General features: G+C 45.4%; 10 protein-coding genes. 6 read left to right on the forward strand and 4 right to left on the reverse strand.

From position 1 onward, the window contains the following. Nucleotides 1–128: 128 nt before the first annotated feature. Complete coding sequence (locus tag ACQ4M4_RS25670) at nucleotides 129–299, reverse strand: four-helix bundle copper-binding protein (RefSeq protein ID WP_430687326.1); 171 nt, start codon at nucleotides 297–299, stop codon at nucleotides 129–131. Between the two features lie 608 nt (nucleotides 300–907). Between ACQ4M4_RS25670 and ACQ4M4_RS25675 the strand changes: the two genes are divergently transcribed. From ACQ4M4_RS25675 to ACQ4M4_RS25690, 4 genes are all read left to right on the forward strand, one after another. Further along, nucleotides 908–1,651, forward strand: a complete 744-nt coding sequence (locus ACQ4M4_RS25675) for a hypothetical protein (RefSeq protein WP_430687327.1) — start codon at nucleotides 908–910, stop codon at nucleotides 1,649–1,651. Between the two features lie 155 nt (nucleotides 1,652–1,806). Continuing rightward, complete coding sequence (locus tag ACQ4M4_RS25680) at nucleotides 1,807–4,077, forward strand: heavy metal translocating P-type ATPase (protein ID WP_430687328.1); 2,271 nt, start codon at nucleotides 1,807–1,809, stop codon at nucleotides 4,075–4,077. Nucleotides 4,078–4,217: 140 nt separating this feature from the next. Beyond that, the gene (locus ACQ4M4_RS25685) at nucleotides 4,218–4,841 is read left to right on the forward strand and encodes a cupredoxin domain-containing protein (RefSeq protein WP_430687329.1); all 624 of its coding nucleotides are present in this window, start codon (nucleotides 4,218–4,220) and stop codon (nucleotides 4,839–4,841) included. A 184-nt stretch (nucleotides 4,842–5,025) separates the two neighbouring features. Further along, complete coding sequence (locus ACQ4M4_RS25690; RefSeq protein ID WP_430687330.1) at nucleotides 5,026–5,805, forward strand: peroxiredoxin-like family protein; 780 nt, start codon at nucleotides 5,026–5,028, stop codon at nucleotides 5,803–5,805. Between the two features lie 309 nt (nucleotides 5,806–6,114). Here ACQ4M4_RS25690 and ACQ4M4_RS25695 read toward each other — a convergent pair whose 3' ends face one another. Further along, nucleotides 6,115–6,969, reverse strand: a complete 855-nt coding sequence (locus ACQ4M4_RS25695) for a DUF1206 domain-containing protein (RefSeq protein WP_430687331.1) — start codon at nucleotides 6,967–6,969, stop codon at nucleotides 6,115–6,117. Between the two features lie 1,013 nt (nucleotides 6,970–7,982). Here ACQ4M4_RS25695 and thrS point away from each other — a divergent pair. Next, nucleotides 7,983–9,215 (forward strand): threonine--tRNA ligase, encoded by a 1,233-nt coding sequence (gene thrS, locus ACQ4M4_RS25700; RefSeq protein ID WP_430687332.1) that lies wholly within the window; start codon nucleotides 7,983–7,985, stop codon nucleotides 9,213–9,215. A gap of 247 nt (nucleotides 9,216–9,462) precedes the next feature. Here thrS and ACQ4M4_RS25705 read toward each other — a convergent pair whose 3' ends face one another. Next, nucleotides 9,463–15,351, reverse strand: coding sequence for an EAL domain-containing protein (locus tag ACQ4M4_RS25705; protein ID WP_430687333.1), 5,889 nt, complete (start codon nucleotides 15,349–15,351; stop codon nucleotides 9,463–9,465). A gap of 216 nt (nucleotides 15,352–15,567) precedes the next feature. After that, nucleotides 15,568–20,727 (reverse strand): diguanylate cyclase domain-containing protein, encoded by a 5,160-nt coding sequence (locus ACQ4M4_RS25710; RefSeq protein WP_430687334.1) that lies wholly within the window; start codon nucleotides 20,725–20,727, stop codon nucleotides 15,568–15,570. Between the two features lie 657 nt (nucleotides 20,728–21,384). Between ACQ4M4_RS25710 and ACQ4M4_RS25715 the strand changes: the two genes are divergently transcribed. Then, nucleotides 21,385–21,624 (forward strand): hypothetical protein, encoded by a 240-nt coding sequence (locus tag ACQ4M4_RS25715; protein ID WP_430687335.1) that lies wholly within the window; start codon nucleotides 21,385–21,387, stop codon nucleotides 21,622–21,624. Nucleotides 21,625–21,640 lie beyond the last annotated feature (16 nt).

Here is a 21,640-nt window from a genome sequence, read left to right on the forward strand (position 1 = left end):
ATCAATAACACCCGCAATCAGTCCCAAGTGGTCCAAGTTCTCGATCTGCAAGGGGGCGATCCTAACTCGTCTCCCTCAGCTTATCCCCACTCCCTTTAATTCCCAGAGCAACCTGCGGAATGTCGGCACTAGGCCATAGCAGCAGCCATTTGGCGACAGGTTTCGGCACAACGGCGGCAGGCTTCTGCACAGCGCTGACAGTGATCGTGGTCATGTTTGCTGCACTCAGCCACACAGCGATCGCACGCTTCGGCACACACCCGGCACATTGCAGCATGAATAGCTGAATGACGCGACATAAGACGGACACATAAGGTACAAGTATCAGCACAATCGCGGCATCGTTGAATGCACTCTGCCATCATTTGCACCATGTCGCTAGTCAAACAAGCCGTCGCGCAATTTTCACACTCACGCAAACAGTGAAGACATGCTTCGATACATGCTTCAAGTAGAGATTGATGAGATTGAGTGGTTGTCATTAGAGCTCTCCAACAGGTGATGATAGGTCCCTGGTTATACCTTAAGCAGTTGGCAGAGCCATCGGATCTAACTATTGAGAGAGAAAGTAAGAGAGAAAGACTTGGCCCCCCTGCCCAAATCGTATGAATTGTTGCGCGATGGAGCCACATAACAGTTTATACAAGAGATTGGAGAGCACAGAGCGATAGCCAGTTCGATTCAGATAGTTTTGAGGGTGGCAAGGCCGTCTTCAAAACTGTCCTTGGCCTAACGATGCTGGCGACAGCTATCTAAAGCTCGACAGGGCAGGACTTTAGGAAATCTATAACGCCCATGACTGGTAAAAAATGACGACCGCATTGCACCATGACAGGTCAACCTATCTCCACTACGAAATCAAGCTAAACTGAATCACAAGATCCTCAGGCAGTTTTCGTGAATCCACGTGAATTCAACAGTTGCTTTAACAGGCATTTTGGCGGTTGGGCTAGCACTTGTGCATGTTGTAGCTGGTCAGCTGCAAGTTTTGCGATCGACCCTTCGGAGTCGATGGCTATCGTTTAGCAGCGGAGTCTCGGTTGCCTATGTCTTTGTGCACATTTTGCCCGACTTGGGCTCAGCACAGGCCACGATTCAACAAGGTGGTATCAATCCACAACTTGAGTTTTTAGAACACCACGTTTATCTACTGGCACTGGTGGGCTTGGCAATCTTTTATGGATTGGAGCGTGCTGCAAAAACGTCGCGGAAACAAAGTCAAAAAGATAGCGGTGACGATGTGACCAGTCCTGGAGTTTTTTGGCTGCACATTGGTTCTTTTGCGTTTTACAATGCACTGATTGGCTACCTATTAGTCCATCGAGAAGTTCCTGGATTTGCGAATTTAATTTTTTTTACGATCGCTATGGCGTTGCACTTTTTTGTGAATGATTATGGCCTGCAAGAACACCACAAGCACATGTATGAACAGAGTGGACGTTGGATTCTAGTCTCTGCAATTCTGGCTGGCTGGTCGGTTGGAAATAGTACCCAAATTTCTCAAGCAGCGATCGCAAGTTTGTTCTCATTCTTGGCGGGGGGCATCATGCTCAACGTTTTGAAAGAAGAGTTACCCGAAGAGCGCGAAAGCCGTTTTTGGGCATTTGCAATCGGAGCGTTTGGCTATTCGATTTTGCTGCTGGCGTTATAACTTCCAAGAATATGAGTCCTAACACCAGCATTACAGAGGGCTGGAGCAATAGCCTCTAGGCAACGTGGCGATCGCGCAGAATCTTAACATTCACCACTTGACTCTCCAGTGAAGTAGAGACTTCAAGATAGGGACAGTAGCGCAAGGTAAGAGCGATGGCCACAGAACATGCAACGTTGAAACTGAGGGGCATGAGTTGTGCCTCCTGTGCCAGCAATATTGAAGATGCAATTCGCACAGTACCTGGGGTCGAAGCCTGTAGTGTAAACTTTGGTGCCGAGTTGGCAACCGTAACCTACGATGCCCGTGCGACAAATGTTACGGCCATTCAGAATGCCGTGGATGATGCCGGATACTCGGCCCAGCGCATGCAAGAAGATGTGCTTGCTGAAGAAGGCGATGCCGAACGCCAACAGCGCCAGACCGAAAACCGTAAGCTAAGCCGTCGCGTGTGGGTCAGCAGCATCATTAGCGCTGTGTTGGTCATTGGCTCGCTGCCAGCCATGTTAGGGCTTCCAGTTCCCTTTATTCCGATGTGGCTGCACGATCCATGGCTTCAGCTGGTACTCACAGCACCGATCATGGTGTGGGCAGGCCGCAGTTTTTTCATCAACGCCTGGAAAGCTCTCAAGCGCCATACGGCTACTATGGATACTCTAGTGGCTGTGGGTACTAGCACGGCTTACCTATACTCCCTGTTTCCAACAATTTTTCCGCAATGGTTTATTGCACAGGGATTGCGCCCCGATGTGTACTTTGAAGCCGCAGCCGTCATTATTGCGTTGCTGCTACTGGGGCGGCTTTTAGAAAACCGCGCCAAAGGTCAAACATCGGAAGCGATGCGCAAACTGATGGGCTTGCAGGCCAAAACAGCCCGCGTCATTCGTCAGGGGCAAGCAGTTGACATTCCTATTGCGGAGGTGGCACTGGGCGACGTGATTCTTGTGCGGCCAGGGGAAAAAATTCCGGTGGATGGCGAAATTATTGAAGGGTCCTCCAGCATTGACGAATCCATGGTGACGGGAGAAAGTGTGCCTGTCAAAAAGCAGCCCGGTGACGAAGTGGTTGGAGCCACGCTCAACAAAACTGGTAGCTTTCAATTTCGGGCGACTCGCGTTGGCAAAGACACTTTCTTGGCCCAAATTGTCAAGCTCGTGCAGCAAGCTCAGGGTTCAAAAGCTCCCATTCAACGCCTTGCCGACCAAGTAACGAGGTGGTTTGTGCCTGCGGTGATTGCGATCGCTATCTTCACCTTCATCATCTGGTTCAACGTCATGGGCAATGTCACCATGGCGTTAATTACTACGGTTGGCGTGCTCATTATTGCCTGCCCGTGTGCTTTGGGGTTGGCAACTCCCACGTCCATCATGGTAGGAACTGGCAAAGGTGCCGAAAATGGGATTTTGATCAAAGGTGCCGAGAGTTTGGAACTGGCCCACAAGCTGCAAACGATCGTGCTAGATAAAACGGGCACCATTACCCAAGGTAGACCAACGGTTACGGACTACGTGACTGTCAACGGAACAGCCAACCGCAACGAACTTAAGTTATTGCATTTAGCAGCCTCAATTGAGCACAACTCGGAGCACCCACTGGCAGAAGCCGTAGTGCAGTATGCTCAATCTCAAGGGGTTGAACTGTCGAAGGCTCAGGATTTTGAAGCGATCGCAGGGAGTGGTGTTCAAGGCATTGTGAATGGTCATCGAATTCAAATTGGTACTCATCGATGGATGACCGAGCTGAGGATTGACACACACGACTTACAACAGCAATGGGATGCTCTGGAATATCTCGGTAAAACTGTCATTTGGCTAGCGGTTGATGGACGTGCTGAAGCGATTATGGGCATTGCCGACGCTGTAAAACCCTCATCTATTTATGCGATTCGCTCTTTGCAAAAGATGGGTTTGGAAGTCGTTATGCTAACCGGTGATAATCAACGCACAGCGAATGTAATTGCTCGCAAAGTGGGAATTCAGCGGGTGCTTGCGGAAGTGCGTCCCGCTCAGAAAGCCGCAACGGTAGCCGCCATTCAAACAGAAGGAAAAATTGTGGCGATGGTGGGCGATGGAATTAATGATGCGCCAGCCCTAGCGCAAGCCGATGTCGGAATCGCTATTGGAACTGGAACAGATGTGGCGATCGCCGCCAGTGACATCACGCTCATTTCAGGTGACTTGCATGGAATTGTCACCGCAATTCAACTCAGCCGAGCCACCATTCGCAACATTCAGCAAAACCTATTCTTTGCATTCATCTACAACGTAGCAGGTATTCCCATTGCGGCAGGTATTCTTTATCCCATATTTGGTTGGTTACTCAATCCTGTCATTGCTGGTGCGGCCATGGCATTCAGCTCTGTCTCTGTTGTCACCAATGCATTACGGTTGAGAAACTTTCAACCCAAGTCAACCTCATCAGTTTGAACTGTTCTAAGTTTGATCTGCGTACCATCATCTGCTTTTATTCGCTTTTAGTGAATAAATTGGGTTTATTTTTTGATCAGTTTCATTGCAGGAAGCGTTGTCGAACTGTTGATTTAAGACGTTCCAAGGAATTTACTCATATGAGTTATCAGTCGATCATGGTTAGTAGCATCACCAGCTTGGGGCTGCTGCTGGGATCTAGTTCTGTTGTCATTGCTCAAATGCATGGCGATACTCACCAAACTCCTACCGAGCAAACCGAGACCTTTCGGCAAATTGAACAGCCATTGTGGCTTAAGGGGATTGTCACCGTTGGCGGTTTAGGATTTATTGGCCTGGAGTTGTGGTGGTTTTTATACAGCAAGCCCAAGCCTCGTCAAGCAACAACACAGGGGGGAATCCAGGAGGTAACGGTTACAGTAGATGGTGGCTATGAGCCCAGCCAAATTACAGTTCAGGTAGGGCAACTCGTTCGGTTAAATTTTGACCGTCAAGATCCCAGCAGTTGCTTAGAAGAAGTGAGGTTTCCTGAGTTTCGCATTGCACAAGAACTCCCTCTAAATCAAGTTACACCGATTGAGTTTATACCTCAAAAAACTGGACGATATGAGTTTACCTGTGGCATGAATATGTTTCGTGGGGTTGTGGAAGTACAGCCTGCTTCAGGAGACGTAGAAACAAAATTTTCGGCTACCGCACGCTCAGCATCTGATAGGGAGTCTGCAATCGGTCAAGCAACGCATGCGGAAGCATCTAGCGGATAGAGGTTATTCAATCTGCAACAGTAGTCGCGAATCCATTAAAATGATGCACGGTCTCCTCAACGAATAATCTGAGGAATAGGAGTGATCAGGGCGTTCAAAAACTGCTCACTCACCATTTTTCTCACGATAGGGATTCCAATCGTGATACTTTTTGAAGATTCTGGATTGTTTGTTTTTAGCAGCTATGGATTCTTTTCGCCTTTTCCAGCAAACTCAACGGCAGCGTGTAAGCGATGGTGAATGTGTTGCCATTTTGGAGGGCTGCGAGGCTGCCAATCGCCTTTTGGTGTTGGTATTGCCTCAGTTGGGCGATTTTGACAGTCTGGAGTATGCTTGGTGGCTACAGCGCAAAGCAGAACAATTACGTGAGGCCAATCTTACAATTCGGGCGGTCGGAATTGGCGATCGCGTCTCTGGAGAAAAATTCTGCACCTACACAGGGTTTCCTCCCAATTGGCTCTTTGTGGATCCAACTGCAGAATTACATCAGCAATTGGGGCTTTATGCAGGGCTTTCGTTCCAAGCTCCTATGTTATCTGCATCTCAAAATGCGTGGATCAATTTGATGATGATGTGTGCAGGGGTGGGTAGCCCTGGCACCCTAGCAGAGGTGTTTCGCGGTTACCGGGGCGATCGCAACGCGCCTCAACTCATTGCCGATGATGAAGTTGTGAAAGCGTCTCCCCTACCGACATTCAAAGGTTCTGTCTTTAAGTTTGCTGGAGGGACAGGGTTTCAGCGTCCCTTTGAGTTGGCAACGTTGCGCTTGCAAAACATGGTTGAAGTTTTAAGCCATTGGAAAACTTATGTTCCCAATGCTCAGTACATGACTCAACGAGGCGGCACCTTTTTGTTTGACCGTGATGGAATCTTGTTGTATGAACATCGAGATAAAGGTATTTTAGGCTTTGCAGAAAATATGAGTGATCCCCTATCTATTCTGTTCAACAAAGTCTCTCTTTAGCTTCCATTGATGAGTTGGGTGATGTTCTAGATATGTGAAACATCAGTCAATGGGTTATTGAAAGTGCATATTTGCGATCGCACAGTCATCCATCACAAATAGGTCTTATCTTTCTGATGAGACTAGAAGGTTAAGTCCTATTTTTAATAGACTAAATACCTTGACGCTATTCAAATCAAAACCAGACCCTAAAACTCTGTGCCGCCGACACAGTGGGCGGCACAGAGTTTTAGGGTTTTATGGCTGCTTGTGCTTCGTAATTTACATGAGGCTTAGTCTACCTGCAGTCAGGCACTCTTGTATCAATTACTACCGAGGTTGAATGATTCGCCGATAGCGTGCCTCAATCAGTGAGTAGATACTGTACGCAATCAACCCAAGAGCAACAATACCCAACAGCCAAGGCCCAAAGGGTTGCTGGGCCAGAGTAACAAGTGCACCCCCTAATCCTCTTGCTTCGCTAGCATTGGCCCGTAGAGCCGCCAGAAACAAAAATAGCCCAATAATCCCAAAAACAATACCGCGAGCTGCAATACCAAACTGTCCGAGCCATTTTGCCCAATTGCGTTCGGATTGGCGCATTTGGTGGTGTTTGAAATGTTCTTGAAATTTAGCTTTGTAAGCTTGGTAAAGGTAGGAAAATCCCACCCCAATCACAATCAAACCAGCTAGACCAACAAGCCACCGTCCAAAAGGTTGACTCATAAACCGAGCCGTCCAGTCTTGGGTTGCATCGCCACTACTACTACCAGTACCAGCAATGAGCTTGACAGCGGTAAGGGCTAATCCACTGTAGGCGATCGCGCTAAATGCATAACCCATTCTTTGAGCAATCCGGCTTGCGCTGTTGCTTTCACCTTGATGTTCTGGGTCGTACACTGTTTGTACCAAACGCCAAATTGCATAGCCAACTAGGCCAATGGTGACTATGGCCAACAGAAATTTACCGAACGGTTGATTCACAATGGTTTCTAGTGCGCCATTTGTGTCGGTTGGGCTACCACTCGTTGTGAATGCAGCCTGTGCGGATAATAAACCAACAATAAAATACACAACCCCTTTAGCGGCATATCCAAATCTGGCTAAGTGCTCAATCCAAGGATGTGCAGCTGCCTTTTTTGCAGGCCGTTGCAGATCCGATAAAGGAGAATTTCGCCGATTCATGACTGTTGCTCCAAGAATAAAAAATAAATTAAATTGCTAACCATTTGTCAGCTCTATCGCAACATCAGAACGCTGATTTAGCGTGCGCGATCGCCTGCCCACCGATGAAATGTTGGATGAAACTTCAATGCAGAAATCTGATAGGAATAAAAGCCAAATGGGAAATATTTGAAGCAGCTACATCCACCTATCTATATCCATTTAGTAGAGTGGTATCTAACCATCCTGCTTGTCATCTATCTATAGGATTGATGATGGGAGGTATGACAAATTCCATCATGATTGCTTTAATGGGAACAACAAATTTAAAGAGATAGATACAAGAAGAGTTGAAGAATCGACTCTATCTTGCTATAGGCTTTGCTTATTGCGAATCTACTTCGTCAATCCTAAGGAAGATATTGCGCGAGCTGAAGCTTTGGCCTGCAATTGGGGAATGGATATCAAGTCTAAGTACCTCGACACCATGAAAAGCCAGACCCAAAAGCTCTGTGTCGCCCGGAAAACAGGCGATACAAAGCTTTTGGGGTTTTATGTTTCATGATGGCTGCTTGCTTAAAAGCAAAAATGTTAGTGGTTTTCTCGCACAGACTTGACATTCGAATAGAGATCAGGTTAAAGAAGAAGTATCAAACGCAAGCCTTTTCTGTATATGCAAGCAGCGATCGCTACCACGACTACGACCACCTCAACCACCCACCTAGGAGGGGCGTAAGACGCTGCGTTATAAAAACAGCCTTACTGCTGAATTGCCCTCCAGAGGTTTTCTGGAGGGCAATTTTTTTAAGAATCGTTTCTTGGAAAAAAACATGATGATGAAATCCATGCTGCTTACGGCGAAAGCTTTGACCCTAATGCTTTGTCAAACCACGACGACAACGCTAGGAGGGACGTGACAAACGGTTGCACGTGCAGTTTGTCAAGCCCTCCAAGTTAAGTTTGGAGGGCTTTTTTAAGCGTGCTTTTTAGCGCATTATTCAATCCACTCAATCCACCGATTTTGGAGATAGAACATGGCAAACCATCGTGAACTTGCAAAGGAAATGAACCTGTTTCATTTCGAGGAGCACAGTCCAGGAATGGTGTTTTGGCACCCACAGGGGTTCCAACTGTTTCGCAACATTGAAGACTTCATGCGGCAGATGTACCAAGCCCATGGCTTTGCAGAAGTGCGATCGCCCGTTGTTCTGAACCGCATACTTTGGGAGCGATCGGGCCATTGGGAGAAATTTCGCAAGGGGATGTTTGTTGTTGGGCACGAAGATGCAGAGGATGCGATATCTGACCCGCACATTGAATTGAGCTACGCACTCAAACCAATGTCCTGTCCTGCCCACATTGCTATCTACCAATCCCATAAACGCAGCTATCGAGAGCACCCGTTACGGTTGATGGAATTTGGCATGTGCCATCGCAACGAGCTTTCTGGTGCATTATCAGGCTGTATGCGATTGCGGCAGTTCGTCCAAGACGATGCCCATATCTTTTGCCGAGAATCACATATCCAACAGGAAATTTCAAACTTTTTGCAGATGGTGCAGCAAACTTATTCCGCGTTTGGATTCAGTCAATTCTCACTGCAAATTTCGCTTCGGCCCAAGCAACGCCTTGGAGATGATGCCCTATGGGATAGGGCGGAAGCCCTCTTGATGAATGCTGTTCAGGCGCTTGGGTATGATTACCAAGTGGCTCCTCAAGAAGGAGCCTTTTATGGTCCTAAGCTAGAAGTTAGCTTACAAGATCAACTTGGGCGCTCGTGGCAATGTGGAACTTTTCAAGTTGATTTCAATCTTCCTCAAGTCTTTGAACTAGAGTTTGTCAATGAGCGAGGAGAAATGGAACGGCCTGTCATGTTGCATCAGGCTGTATTGGGCTCAATTGAGCGATGGATTGGCATTTTGTTAGAGCATCATGGCGGAGTTCTACCAATTTGGGTGGCACCAACTCAGGTGGCGATCGCTCCTATTTCTGAGAAAGTATTGGATTGGGCACAAACCGTCTTTGAAAAACTAAAGTCTCAAGGCATTAGGATAGAGCTCTACAACCAAAATCGAACTATCCATAGGAAGATTCGGGAACTTTCTCAGCGTAAAGTTCCACTCGTCGTCATTATAGGAGAGCAGGAAGCAAAGAGCCAAACCATAAATCTTCGACGTTTGGGTTCGGCAAGTAAGCCTGAAGACATGAGCTTGTCGCACCTGGAGCAAATGCTTTCGGGTTGGTCTGTTCCCCATGCCAAACTGTAATTCATCTTTTGTTACCCTGGTAAGGCAAACCCACAATAACCATTAATCCATGGAAAAACGTTCCGGGGGTTCTTCGCAAGAGTGACAAAAGATGATGCATTCAATTCTTCTCTCAGTTGGTGTATCTCCTGCATTTGTAAGTACCTCAACCTCATAAAAAACCAGATCCTAAAGTTCTGTGCCGCCTGCTGTGCGAGCGGCACAGAACTTTAGGGTTTTATATTTAATTATGGCTGATTACTTATCTTCAATTCTTTAACCACTCGCCTGCTTGCTGAGAGTTAACAGGAGAAGAGAATAAATATCCTTGACCAAACTCACATCCTAACTCTCTGAGGACTTCGCACTCTACAGTTGTTTCAATGCCTTCTGCAACAACATCCATTCCTAAGCTGTGAGCCAGCATCACGATCATTCCGACAGTTCCGCTTGAACTAGTGCTTAGGCTTTTCACAAATGTGCGATCGATCTTCAACGTATCAATTGGGAACTCATGCAAACGGCTGAGGGAGGAGTAACCTGTACCAAAGTCATCGATTGATAATCCAATGCCTAAGTTTTTCAGTTGCTTTAAACGTTGAGCTTCTAAGGTAGAAGTCTCTAAAATACAGCTCTCTGTAATTTCTAATTTTAAGCAATCTCTTGGGATACGAGTTGCTTCCAAAACTTTTTCTAATCTCTCTAGCAGATCTACTTGCTTTAGCTGAATTGCAGAAAGATTAACATTCATCACACAAGGTAAAATTTCACGAGATTGTTCACGCGATTGAGAGAGCCATTGACTAAGTTGATAACAGGCCTCTTGCAATACCCACCAGCCTAGGGGAATAATCAGGCCAGTTTCCTCAGCAGCGGGAATGAATTCTACTGGTGAGATAATGCCTCGTTGTGGGTGGTGCCATCGAACGAGGGCCTCAAACCCCTTTAAGCTGCCTGTAGATAAGGAAATGATGGGCTGATAGTAGAGGCAAAATTCTTGAGCTTCGAGTGCTCGACGCAAGTCACTTTCTAATTGAAGTCGGGCTGTTACCTGCATCTGCATTTCAGGATCGAACATCGCATACCCGTTTCTTCCCTGTGCTTTGGCATGGTACATGGCCGTATCGGCGTCTCTCAATACATGGCTTGGCTGTTGATATTGAATTGTGCTGGCTGCAATTCCAATGCTTACGGCTGTAAAGATTTCGTGGCCTTGCACATTGAACGGTAGGGTGAATTGATAGTGAATACGTCGTGCTGCTTCAGTTGCTTCATTCACGTTGCCCAACTCTTCTAAAAGGATGGCAAACTCATCCCCACCAAATCGGGCCACGGTATCAGAATCGCGAACACAAGCTCGCAATCGTTGGGCAACGCCTTTTAGGAGTTCATCTCCGAGGGCATGTCCTAAACTGTCATTAATCATTTTGAAGCGATCGAGGTCGATAAACAAAACAGCGTAGTAACGGTTTGCTTGTCGCTGGCTTAAATGAATGGCATGGTCAAGAAGCTGCATAAATAGCGCCCGATTGGGCAGATTTGTTAGCACATCATGAAATGCATGATGTTGAAGCTGCTCTGTTGCTTGGACTAACTTTGCCTGGGTTTGTTGGAGATCAGCTAATGATTGCTCTAAATTTTGGTGAGATGCTTGCAAATTTCTATACAAGTTGGCGTTTTCAAAGGAGATGGAAGCTTGAGCACAAAGTACGTTCAACACGTGAATGCGATCGCTCGTAAAGGTCCCTGTTGTTAGGTTGTTTTCTAAATAGAGGACTCCCATCGGTTGATTTGACTTGATGAAGGGAATACAGAGAGCCGAAGCTGGCTGCCGCTCGATAATATAGGAATCGGCTATAAATTGGCTCTCTTCTTTGAGATTATCGCTGACAAAGGTTTCGGCTGTTCGAAACACATAGCGAATCAAGGTGCTGGGTAATGTGGAACAATTATCGAGCGGAGTCGATAGAATCTGGCAGCTTTGACCGCTGGCACATTGGGCTACGATAGATAGCTGTTCAGATTCGAGTAGAATTAGAGCACCTCGCTCTGCTCCTGCATTTTCCAACACACCTTGCATTAAGGTAAGAATCAGCTGATCTGGCAGAAGTTCTCTAGAAATGGCTTGGGCGGCTTTAATAACCGCTGCCAAGTCTAGAAATTCGGTAGAACTGCTAGAACTGCTGGTAGATTGCGTTTTTGTGGTTAAGCTGCCTTGGGAGTGCGATTGCTCTTGGCTAAGAATTACTTGAAGAAATTGAGCATAGCGTCGCTTCATATCTTCAATTTTGGCTTTGGCTCCCCAGCGGGCATAGCAGTAGTAGGCATCCTGAAAATAGCCTGAAGCCACTTTTTCTTTGGCCCAATTCCAATAAAACTGCGCTGCCAACTCACAAGCAAGGGCTTCATCTTGAAGATACTCGTTTGCTTGTGCGCCCTGAATAGCAAGATCGTAGAACTCGATCGCCTCTTTATGTTGTTGCAGATAACGATAGCGTTCTGCTTCTACCAGGTGCCATTTGTGCAAGTAATTCATCGGAGCATAATTTGCCCAGCTCTGTAATTTGATCTGGTTTTCTTGCACACGTTGTAAGTAGGCAGTTGATTCTGCATTCCGTTCTCTCAGCGTGGCCAAGGCTGACAAAGAATCATAGAAGTAAAATACTGGCTCAATGACCGTTCCAACACAGGCAGAGAGATGCTGTCGAGTTTCCACAGCATCACTTTCTGCTTTTGCAATATCATCAAGCAAAAAATTCAGGACAAATCGGTGTAGATAGAAAATGCACACGCGAAATCCATCATTGGAGACTTGAACTTGCGAGAGTAACGCTTGCTCGTAGGAATCCTGCCGTAAAAGAATATCTTCTTCCGAACGTCCCAGCAAGATGAGAGCTGTTTCCCAATAAATCCAGTAATGTTTGGCAGCTGTATCTCGGCTAAGCTCTAGCAATTGCTGGTGATACGCGTTGATTTGTAGATCCAGATCGGTTAAGGTGTGTCCTGACCAAAATGCATTCAACGAAAACACTTGCACAATATAGACGACAAATTCCAGATCACCAGTTTCCAAGCCAGCTTGAAAACCTTCTTGAAACATGGGCAGTGTTTCTTTTAGAGCGGCGGTACGGTGATGAATATATCCGGCAAAGATATTGAAGGTTGCAGCACGAATTCTTTTAGCCTCTGGTTCCGAAGCGAGACGATATGCTAATTGCCCAAACTGTTGAGCTTCTGTCATTGCCTGCCACAAGCTGTTCAGTTGAAAGGCATAGCTGACATATCCCACAGGAGAAAAGAGACTGTTACCAAATTGAATGGAAAGCTTGACTTGCAGCGCCACGACTAAGGGATACAGTAGCGAGCCCGTCATATAACAAGCGGGCATCATACTATCTGTAATCTGCATGATGGCGAGTGATCGCGCATCAGTCATTTTCGGCAGGTGAACTAAATCCTCAATGGAGCGATCGCCAATCAGGGCGTGGATATCCGGCCTAATGTGTTGAATCGCTGCCTGGGTTGGGTTAGGGAGGCTAACTCCCAACAACTGTAAGACTGTTTGCCCTGTGGCGATCGCAGCAGGGAAATCATTGCGAGCATTTAGCGATTCAATTTTGACTTGATACACTTGCACTTGATCAAGAGATGTTTCTGCCTGCCGAATCGCTGTATCGATCCAATCTTCCATTTGATCAAAATCCCCACACAGCCAAGCAATTTCGGCGGCGAGTTCATGTAGAGCCAACGTGAGTGCATACTGCCGCTGCCATCTGTTCTCCCCCAATAGCGATATTCCGGTAGCAGCATAGTCACGAGCTGCTTGGTATGCGGTAGCGTTGCGGGCTTTTCGGCAAGCTATCAGGCTGAGATGGGCCAATTCATCTCGCTTTTCGGGTGTGGTTAGTAATGCAACACCATAATTCAACTGATTGACCAGCTCAAAAATCCGATCTTCTCTCTCTTGGAAAGAAAGTTGTTCCAGTAGCAATTGGCCAATTCGAGCATGGACCAATACTCGCTTGGCTTCGGGAATTAAAGAATATGCAGCTTGTTGAACGCGATCGTGCAAAAACCGATAGGTGGCGCTAGCCGCTACGGAAGTATCTGACGTTGAAGAAACGTTCTGTTCTGCACCTACGTAAAACTTGTATATTTGGCTCTGCGGAAGAATGAGTCCTTCTTGTAAAGCTGCCCACAAGGCGATCGCCGTTTCAACTTCTGATGTTTCTGCAACAATTTTCAACGTTGCCAAATCAAACTGATTCCCAATACAAGCTGCTAACTTCAGAATTTGCTGTGTTTCTACAGATAGTTTTTGCAGTTGCTGTGCCATCAACTCCACAACATCATCTGTCAGGGCGGCTGCCCGCACTTGGGTAATGTCACATTGCCAACATCCTGACGACGTATTAAAGGAGATCAAATTATCTTGATGCAGAGCTTTGAGAAATTGTGCTGCAAAAAATGGGTTACCAGAAGTTTTTTGATAGACCAACTCCGTCAAAGGTTGCGCTGCTGACTCCTCACAGCCGAGGGTATCTGCAATCCATTGGTTTAAGTGCACTCGATCAAGGGGTGCGAGCGTAATGGTCGTTTGCTGAGGGTTGAATTGGCTGATTTCAGCAAGAGCCTGCATAAGGGGGTGCGTCGGAGAAACTTCATGGTCTCGATAAGCCCCAATGACCAGTAGGTAACCATTTTGAGACTCACCCATCAGCACTCGCAGCAGTTTTAGCGATGCAGAATCGATCCACTGCAAATCATCCAAAAACAGTACCAGCGGATGTTCTGGTGTTGTAAAAACTTGAATAAATTTTTGAAAGAGTAGATTAAACCGATTTTGAGCTGCAGTGCCGGATAGTTCTGCGACGGGCGGTTGCTTCCCAATCACTTGTTCTAGCTCAGGTATAACCTCAATGAGAATTTCCCCATTCTCGCTAACAGCTTCAAGGATCCGAGATCTCCATATTGCAAGTTCGCTCTCTGATTCACTCAGCAATTGCTCCATCAAACTGCGCAACGCTTGCACAAAAGCAGAAAACGGAATGTTGCGGTTGAATTGATCGAATTTACCTTTAATGAAATAACCTCTTTGACGCACAATCGGCTTATGAACTTCATTGACGACAGCGGTTTTGCCAATTCCAGAAAAGCCTGTAATTAGCATCAGTTCAGCTTGGCCCTGTGCTGTGCGCTCAAATGCTTCTAATAATGTGTTGATTTCCGCTTGTCGTCCATAAAGCTTTTCAGGAATGAGGAAGCGATCGCTAAAATCTCGCTGCCCTAGGGTGAAGCTCTCAATTCCCCGATTATCTCTCCAGAGATCACGGCAAATTACCAAGTCATGTTGCAGCCCGGTTGCACTCTGATAACGTTCTTCTGCGTTTTTCGACATCAATTTGCTAACAATTGCAGACAGCCCAACAGGAACTTGGGGGTTAAGAAGATGAGCTGCAAGGGGAACTCTTGCAATATGACTATGAACGAGTTCAATTGGGTCACGAGTCGGAAAGGGAAGCTGTCCAGTCAACAATTCATAAAACGTGACTCCCAGCGAATAGAAGTCAGTCCGGTAATCAATTCCCCGGTTCATTCGGCCCGTTTGTTCTGGAGAAATATAAGCTAGCGTTCCTTCTAGAATATTAATATTCTGTATTTCTTGTGTTTCTCGTGGTAGCAAGGAAGCAATGCTGAAGTCAATCAATTTGACTTGTTTTGTCTCTGGATTGATGAGGATATTTGACGGTTTAATATCTTTGTGAATAACACGCTGATGATAAAGACAATTGAGAACTTGAGCAAGTTGAATCGCAATGTTTAAAAAGTCATCTAAAAATTGAGGATTAGTCCGCTCATCTTGCTTTATGTCCATCCACTGCTTCAGAGAAATCCCGCCAAAGTCCTCCATAATGAGAGCATAACTATTCCGGTAGGGCTCTAAGCGGTAATGCTGAACAATATTGGACAAGCTCAATGATCTAGCAATAATGTATTGGTTGCGAAATCGCACCAACTCACCAAAGCTAGGATACTCAGCTTGGAGTAGCTTGATAATTACAGGCTGGGCGGTCGCATTTTGTTGACAACGGTAAACCTGAGTCTTAGTACCTGTATAAAGTTGGTCTAGAATTTGGTATCCGAGCAGGTCTGCCATAAAGATGCTTTAAATTGAACCTAATAAAAACTAGTATCTCGCACGCACAAGATATTTGGAGTTTGATCAAACAGAGATTATTCTATGGTCCGTAAAGTTCGTTTGAATTTTATAAGAATTAGCGTTGCAATTCTCAAGGTCAGCTTTGCTACATCAAACTCACTGGAAAGCTAGTGTGCCGGAAGTCCTGTCAACAGCGTTTTTAATTGTCAGTAATCAGTCATGGTAGGTACAAAACCGATTTCGTCCTGCTTTTTTTGCTTGATACAAAGCTTGATCAGCCGTGGTGATCAGTGCCTCGTAAGACATGTCTGCATGAGGGACAAGGCTGGAAACACCAATACTGAGAGTGATATAAGGCGCAATGTGTGATTCAGCATGAGGTATGCGTCGATGTCTAGTTTCAACTCCAATTCGCTCAGCAACTTGTCCAGCCCCTTGCTGATTGATGTAGGGCAAAACAACTGCAAATTCTTCACCTCCATACCGTGCAACAACATCGTTAGGCCGCTTGACTATTTGGCTTAAGAGCTGAGCCACCTGCTTCAGACATTCGTCGCCGGCTTGGTGGCCGTAATAGTCGTTATAGCGCTTGAAGTAGTCAATATCGCATAGCAAAAGGCTCAAGGGTTGTCTGACAAGCAATAACTGCTGCCATTGCTCTTTCAAATAGGTATCAAAGTAACGTCGATTAAAAATCTGCGTTAATCCATCCAATGTCGCAATACGATACAGTTCTTGATTTGCCTTTTCCAATTCTGCTGTACGTTCGGAGACTTTCAGTTCCAGTTGGTGAGAATAGCCTTGAGCTTGCTCGTAGAGACGGGCATTTTGTAAGGAGATGGCGGCCTGGCAGCACAGTAGGTTGAGAATCTCAACACGATCTTTGGTAAAGGCTCCAGCTGCGTGTTGGTTTTCTAAATACAAGATTCCAATCAGTTTTCCTTGATTTAGGATAGGCATGCATAGCAGACTTTTAGGTTGCTGCTGGACGAGATAAGAATCTGTTAGTAAAGAGACTTCCTTACTAACGTTGTCAATTGTTATTGTTTCTAGGCTACGTTTGGCTTTGTAGAGTAAACGAATCGGTATATCCGTACTTTCATCAATGGGAATTGATTGCAAAATTTTGGGTTCTTGACCTAGTTGAGCTACCGCCTCTATATAGAGATCAGAATGATAGAGAAGAATCAATGCGCATTTGCTAGCACCAGCATTGGCAATGACCATTTTGATCAAGGTAACGAGCAACTTATCAAGATAAATTTCGCTCGAAAGTACCTGGAATGCTTTGAGGATTGCGGCACAGTCTAGAGCATCTGAATCTGGTGTAGCAATAGAGATTGATTGATGCACTTCATCAGGCTCAAAAGATGGAGCGATCGCCTCTAACGGATCCAGGCTGTGATGCTTTTGTTGCGATTTCAATAGATGTGGGTAGCGAACTTCTAGCTCATTCGTCTTTGCTTTTGCGCCCCAGTGTGTGTAACAACGGTAAGCATCGAGCAGATAGAGTTGAGCAATTTTTGTTTTGCCCCAGTTGAGGTAGAAAGTAGCTGCGAGCTCGTTTGCAAGCGCGGCCTCTTGAATATAATTATTTGCTTTTGCTCCTTCAATTGCTGCATCATAATGTTCAATCGCTGAGACCTTTTTTCCTAAAATTCGATACATTTCTGCAGCAACTAAATCGTACTTATGCTGAAAATTTGTAGGCGCATAGTTAGCCCAATGCTGCATCTTATTTTGATGGGCGGCTACCTTTTCTAAAATGGCTTCTTGTTCCTCGAATGAAGAGTTTGGGTAGATTGCCAAGCGAGCTAGAGCTTCATAGTAATAAAACAAAGATGAAATATATTGCCCATAACTCCCATCAAGGTACTGTTCAGCAAGCTCTGCCTGAACAATTGCTTGCTCATAGTCATAAAATAGATAGCACAGCAGTAATTTATTAAAGTGGATATAGTACAGAGCAGTTCTAGCATTGCGCTCTATGAAAGTTGGCAATGCACTCGTTTCATCACAGGCTTGACCGATCAAACAACAGGGATTTTGAGATTTACCCATCAAGTTCAGAACAGCTTGCCAGTGAATTTGATGGGTACATAAAGCTACATCCTGCTTCATCTGCACCATTTTTTCAGCATACATCTCCATTGTTTCGGCCAGGTTGGGTAGAGACTCTCCAGCGAAATAGGCATGATAACAATACTTTTCAGCCGCAATTGTTGCATGGAGCAGATCTCCCGTCTTCAGCCCCATGTCATAAGCTTCTTGTAACGATGGTAAGGTGTCCCGTAGGGGCTCTTTCCAATGTCGAATTAGAAAATTCACCAGAAAAGATGTACGTGCAAAAATCTCTTTAGCGGGCAGTGCGTCTAAAACCCGAAGCGCCAACTGGCCAAATTCGTAGCCAACGTCTAAATCTCCCAATCCAGAGCATAAAAGCAACCCGTAATTGGCGTAGGCTTTTGCTGAGCTTGGTAAATTTCCAAATGTTAGGGATAAATTCACTTGCTTACAAATGGTTAGCGGTAGCAAGTCAGGAAAAATCATGTAGGTTGGTGCATCAATACTTAACAGAAGACGCAGGGCAACTTGGCTTTGAGGATGAGTCATTGGTGGCAAATCGATCGCACTTGCCACTGTCTTTCCTGCCAGGTTGGATCTTACCTCTGCAATTGCTTGCTGCCAGTCTTCTGGTGTAGGGCAAGTGGGGAAGTGAATTCCCAATTCATGTAATACTGCAAGGGCAGTGGCGATCGCTTCCTGTAGTTGATTTTGGGCAATGAAAGCAACGATTTGAATCTCATACGTTTTTACTTGATCAAGAATATCGACTGCCTTGGACAGCAAAATCGTTTTCCAAGCTTCCATCTGTCTAAAGTCGCCGCATAAATAAGCTGCTTCGATCGCTTCTTCATATAACGCCAATGTCAATCGATAGTTCGCCTTCCAGGTGTTGTGAGGAAGAAGCCGTATCGCTATCGCTAAATACTCAATGGCGGCAGCATAGGCGGTTGTTGCTTTTGCCCTACGCCCAGCCATGAAATTTAATTCCACCAGCTGTTCTCTTTCCTGAGGTGCTGTAATTAGTTCAACTCCATAATTTAATCGGTTAACAATATCAAATATTTTTTCTTCAAGTTCTGCTTTTGAAATACTGCTCAGCAAACGTTGGCTAATAGTTAGGTGGATTGCTTGCTTTTCTGAATCTGGAATTAGAGTATATACAGCTTGCTGAATGCGATCGTGTAAGAATTTATAGCCTGGGAAAACAGTAGGAGTTTCAGGATGGATGCTCTGCTGAGCGGCAGACGGTTGATGTTCAAGATCCAATATCGGTTCACGATGAACCTGATAAATCTTGTAAACTTCATTTGTTGGAACAATGAATTCACTCTGCAAAGCCTTCCATAAAGCGGCGGCTGTTGATGATGACGATTGCTGTGAGATAAGGGTCAAGGTTTCTAAGTCGAACTGATTACCAATGCAGGCCGCCAGTTTCAAGACCTGTTGCGTTTCAATAGGCAACTTTCGCAACCGTAACGCCATCAACTCTAAAACATTATCGGTTAACGCTCTTGCTTTAATCGAGGTTAGAGCGCACTGCCAGCATCGTTGCTGCGGATCGAACGTAATCAAGCCGTCGTCATGCAATGTTTTAAGAAATTGAATGCTGAAAAAAGGGTTGCCTTGGGTTTTTGGGTATATCAGATCGGTTAATGGGCTTGCTGTGGCCGTTGTGCAGCCTAAGGTATCTGCAACGAATGAATTGAGATTCAGTTTGCTTAATGGTGCAAGAACAATTCTATGAATAGGGAGATGCCCTTGCATCAGAGTATTTAGAGTGTGCAATAACGGATGTGAATCATCCACTTCGTGATCACGATAGGAACCAATAAATAGCAAACAGTGCGTATCGGAATTGGTCAGAAGAAGCTGCATTAATTGTAGGGAATCTGGATCTGCCCATTGGAGATCATCCGCAAACAAAACAAGAGGATGTTCGGGATTGGCGAAGATCTGTACAAATTTTTGAAATACCAAATTAAATCGATTTTGGGTAGCGTTTCCAGACAGCTTTGATGCGGGAGGCTGCTGTCCTACAATTTGTTCTAATTCAGGAATGATTTCAATCATTACTTGGGTATTTTCTCCCAAGGCTTGAAGTATTTGGGTTTTCCACTGAATCAACTGCTGATCAGGTTCAGATAATAGCTGCCGAATTAAATCTCGAAAGGCTTGAACCAATGCATAAAATGGAATATTTCGTTGAACTTGATCAAACTTCCCTGCAATAAAATAACCGTGGTGTTTAACAATTGGCTTATGAATTTCGTTAACAACTGCAGTTTTGCCGATACCCGAAAAGCCTGTGATCAGCATCATTTCAGTATTTCCCTGACTGACGCGGTCAAAAGCGGAAAGCAACCTTTCTACTTCTGCGTCTCGTCCATATAATTTTTCTGAAATCATGAAGCGATCGCTTCTGTCTCGTGCTCCCAGTTCAAAGGGAGTCATTCTTAGAGCGTCTTGCATTTGAGCAAGGCATGACTCCAAGTCATATTTGAGTCCGCTGGCGCTTTGATAGCGATCCTCAGCATTTTTTGCCATTAGTTTCAACACTAGATTCGACAGAATTGGTGAAATCTCTGGCCGAATCCTGTGAGGGGCGATTGGTTGCTGTGCCAAATGTTGGTGAACCAGTTCTATCGGGTCTTCAGCTTGAAAAGGCAATTGGCCCGTCAATAATGTGTATAGAGTGATGCCTAGGGAATAGAAATCCGTACGATAATCAATTCCCCGATTCATGCGTCCTGTTTGCTCAGGTGAGATGTAAGCGAGGGTTCCTTCTAAAACGTTTGGGCTTTGAAGCTCTTGAGTTTCTTGAGGAAGCAGTGATGCGATCGCAAAGTCAACGAGCTTAACTTGGTTAGTTTCTGGCTGAATTAGGATGTTAACGGGTTTTATATCTTTGTGAATAACTCGATGTTGATGCAATGCATCGAGAATATCTGCCAATTGGAGAGCAATTTTCAATACTTCTGAAGGCTGGAGCGATCGCGTTTGCATGTATTTCTGCAAACAAATACCGCTAAAATCCTCCATGATGAGAGCGTAGCCGCAGGGATGTGACTCTAGGCTGTAAACCTGAATAATGCCTTTGTGCTGAACCAATTTCGCAATCATATATTGATTGCGAAATTGCAATATATCCGTAAACGAAGCATATTCTCGGTTGAGAAATTTAATCTCTACCGAGCACTGATCGGTTTCACACACTGCTCGGTAAACAGCGAACTTTGGGCTGAAAAATACTTGCTGACTTAAACGGTACCCGGGAATCGTATTTAACAACCTGGAGTCTGCATACATAGTTATCAATTCTGCTTGATATGCGGATGTTTGGAATCGGCAATTTATGCTATTTTCCAGGGCGACATTGCTGATCCCTGTACAAAAATCAGTCTAGGCTAGACTTTTCCTACGGATTAGAACAACGCGGTGATGTTCTAGACGTGTGGTTATTGGTTGTGGAAGGGGGGCATCGCCCCCTTCCACAACCAATAACCACACATTTGAAACACGACCGAACAACGCTTTGGCTTTTATCTGGACTAGTTCTATATTTGAGAGCCAGTGCCCCAATTCACGTTGTTCTACAACCTGGGTATTTAGAGACGGTAAGATCCGCTTTGGCGAACCCTTACTGCATCAAACATGACACACTACTATTAGAAATTATGCCCATTGCATCACTAAATTAAGAAGCATTGAGCGACCACAGGGCTTTTCTCAGGTGGGGCGCTCGGGGCAAATTCGCTTCCGATCTTCAGTCATCCGTAAGATCCACAGGGATTTGACACCCCTTAAATTGGCATACACTCAAGCCTGAGAAAAATTACGAGTGCAAAGAGTATTTCCTGCCACTAGAAAATATATGTTGCACCTTGTTAGGGTTGATTGTCGCAATTGAAAGTCAGCCCTATAGTTCGCTACGGTTCCAGATACTGACTTCAATTTTAGGGTTTCTTGCAAACGATCAAGCCTCTTACCGCTGGGGCGATCGCCGCCACAACGGCTATTGCCAGCACTTTGATTGCGTTTCCGGCCAAGGCTCAGCTCAGCACACAAAGCAACACAAATATGCAGGTAGTTCTGCCAAGCGTGTTGATTCTTTACTACTACAATACGGTTACGTTGAATGTTTCTATAACAGACTTGATCAATGGGGCTGCTGCACTCCATCCGAAAAAACAGGGGGTTGAATGAGTTTGGGGCGCTAAGC

The sequence above is a fragment of the Leptolyngbya sp. AN02str genome (genome assembly GCF_050565595.1).
Taxonomy (GTDB): Bacteria; Cyanobacteriota; Cyanobacteriia; order Elainellales; family Elainellaceae; genus Kaiparowitsia.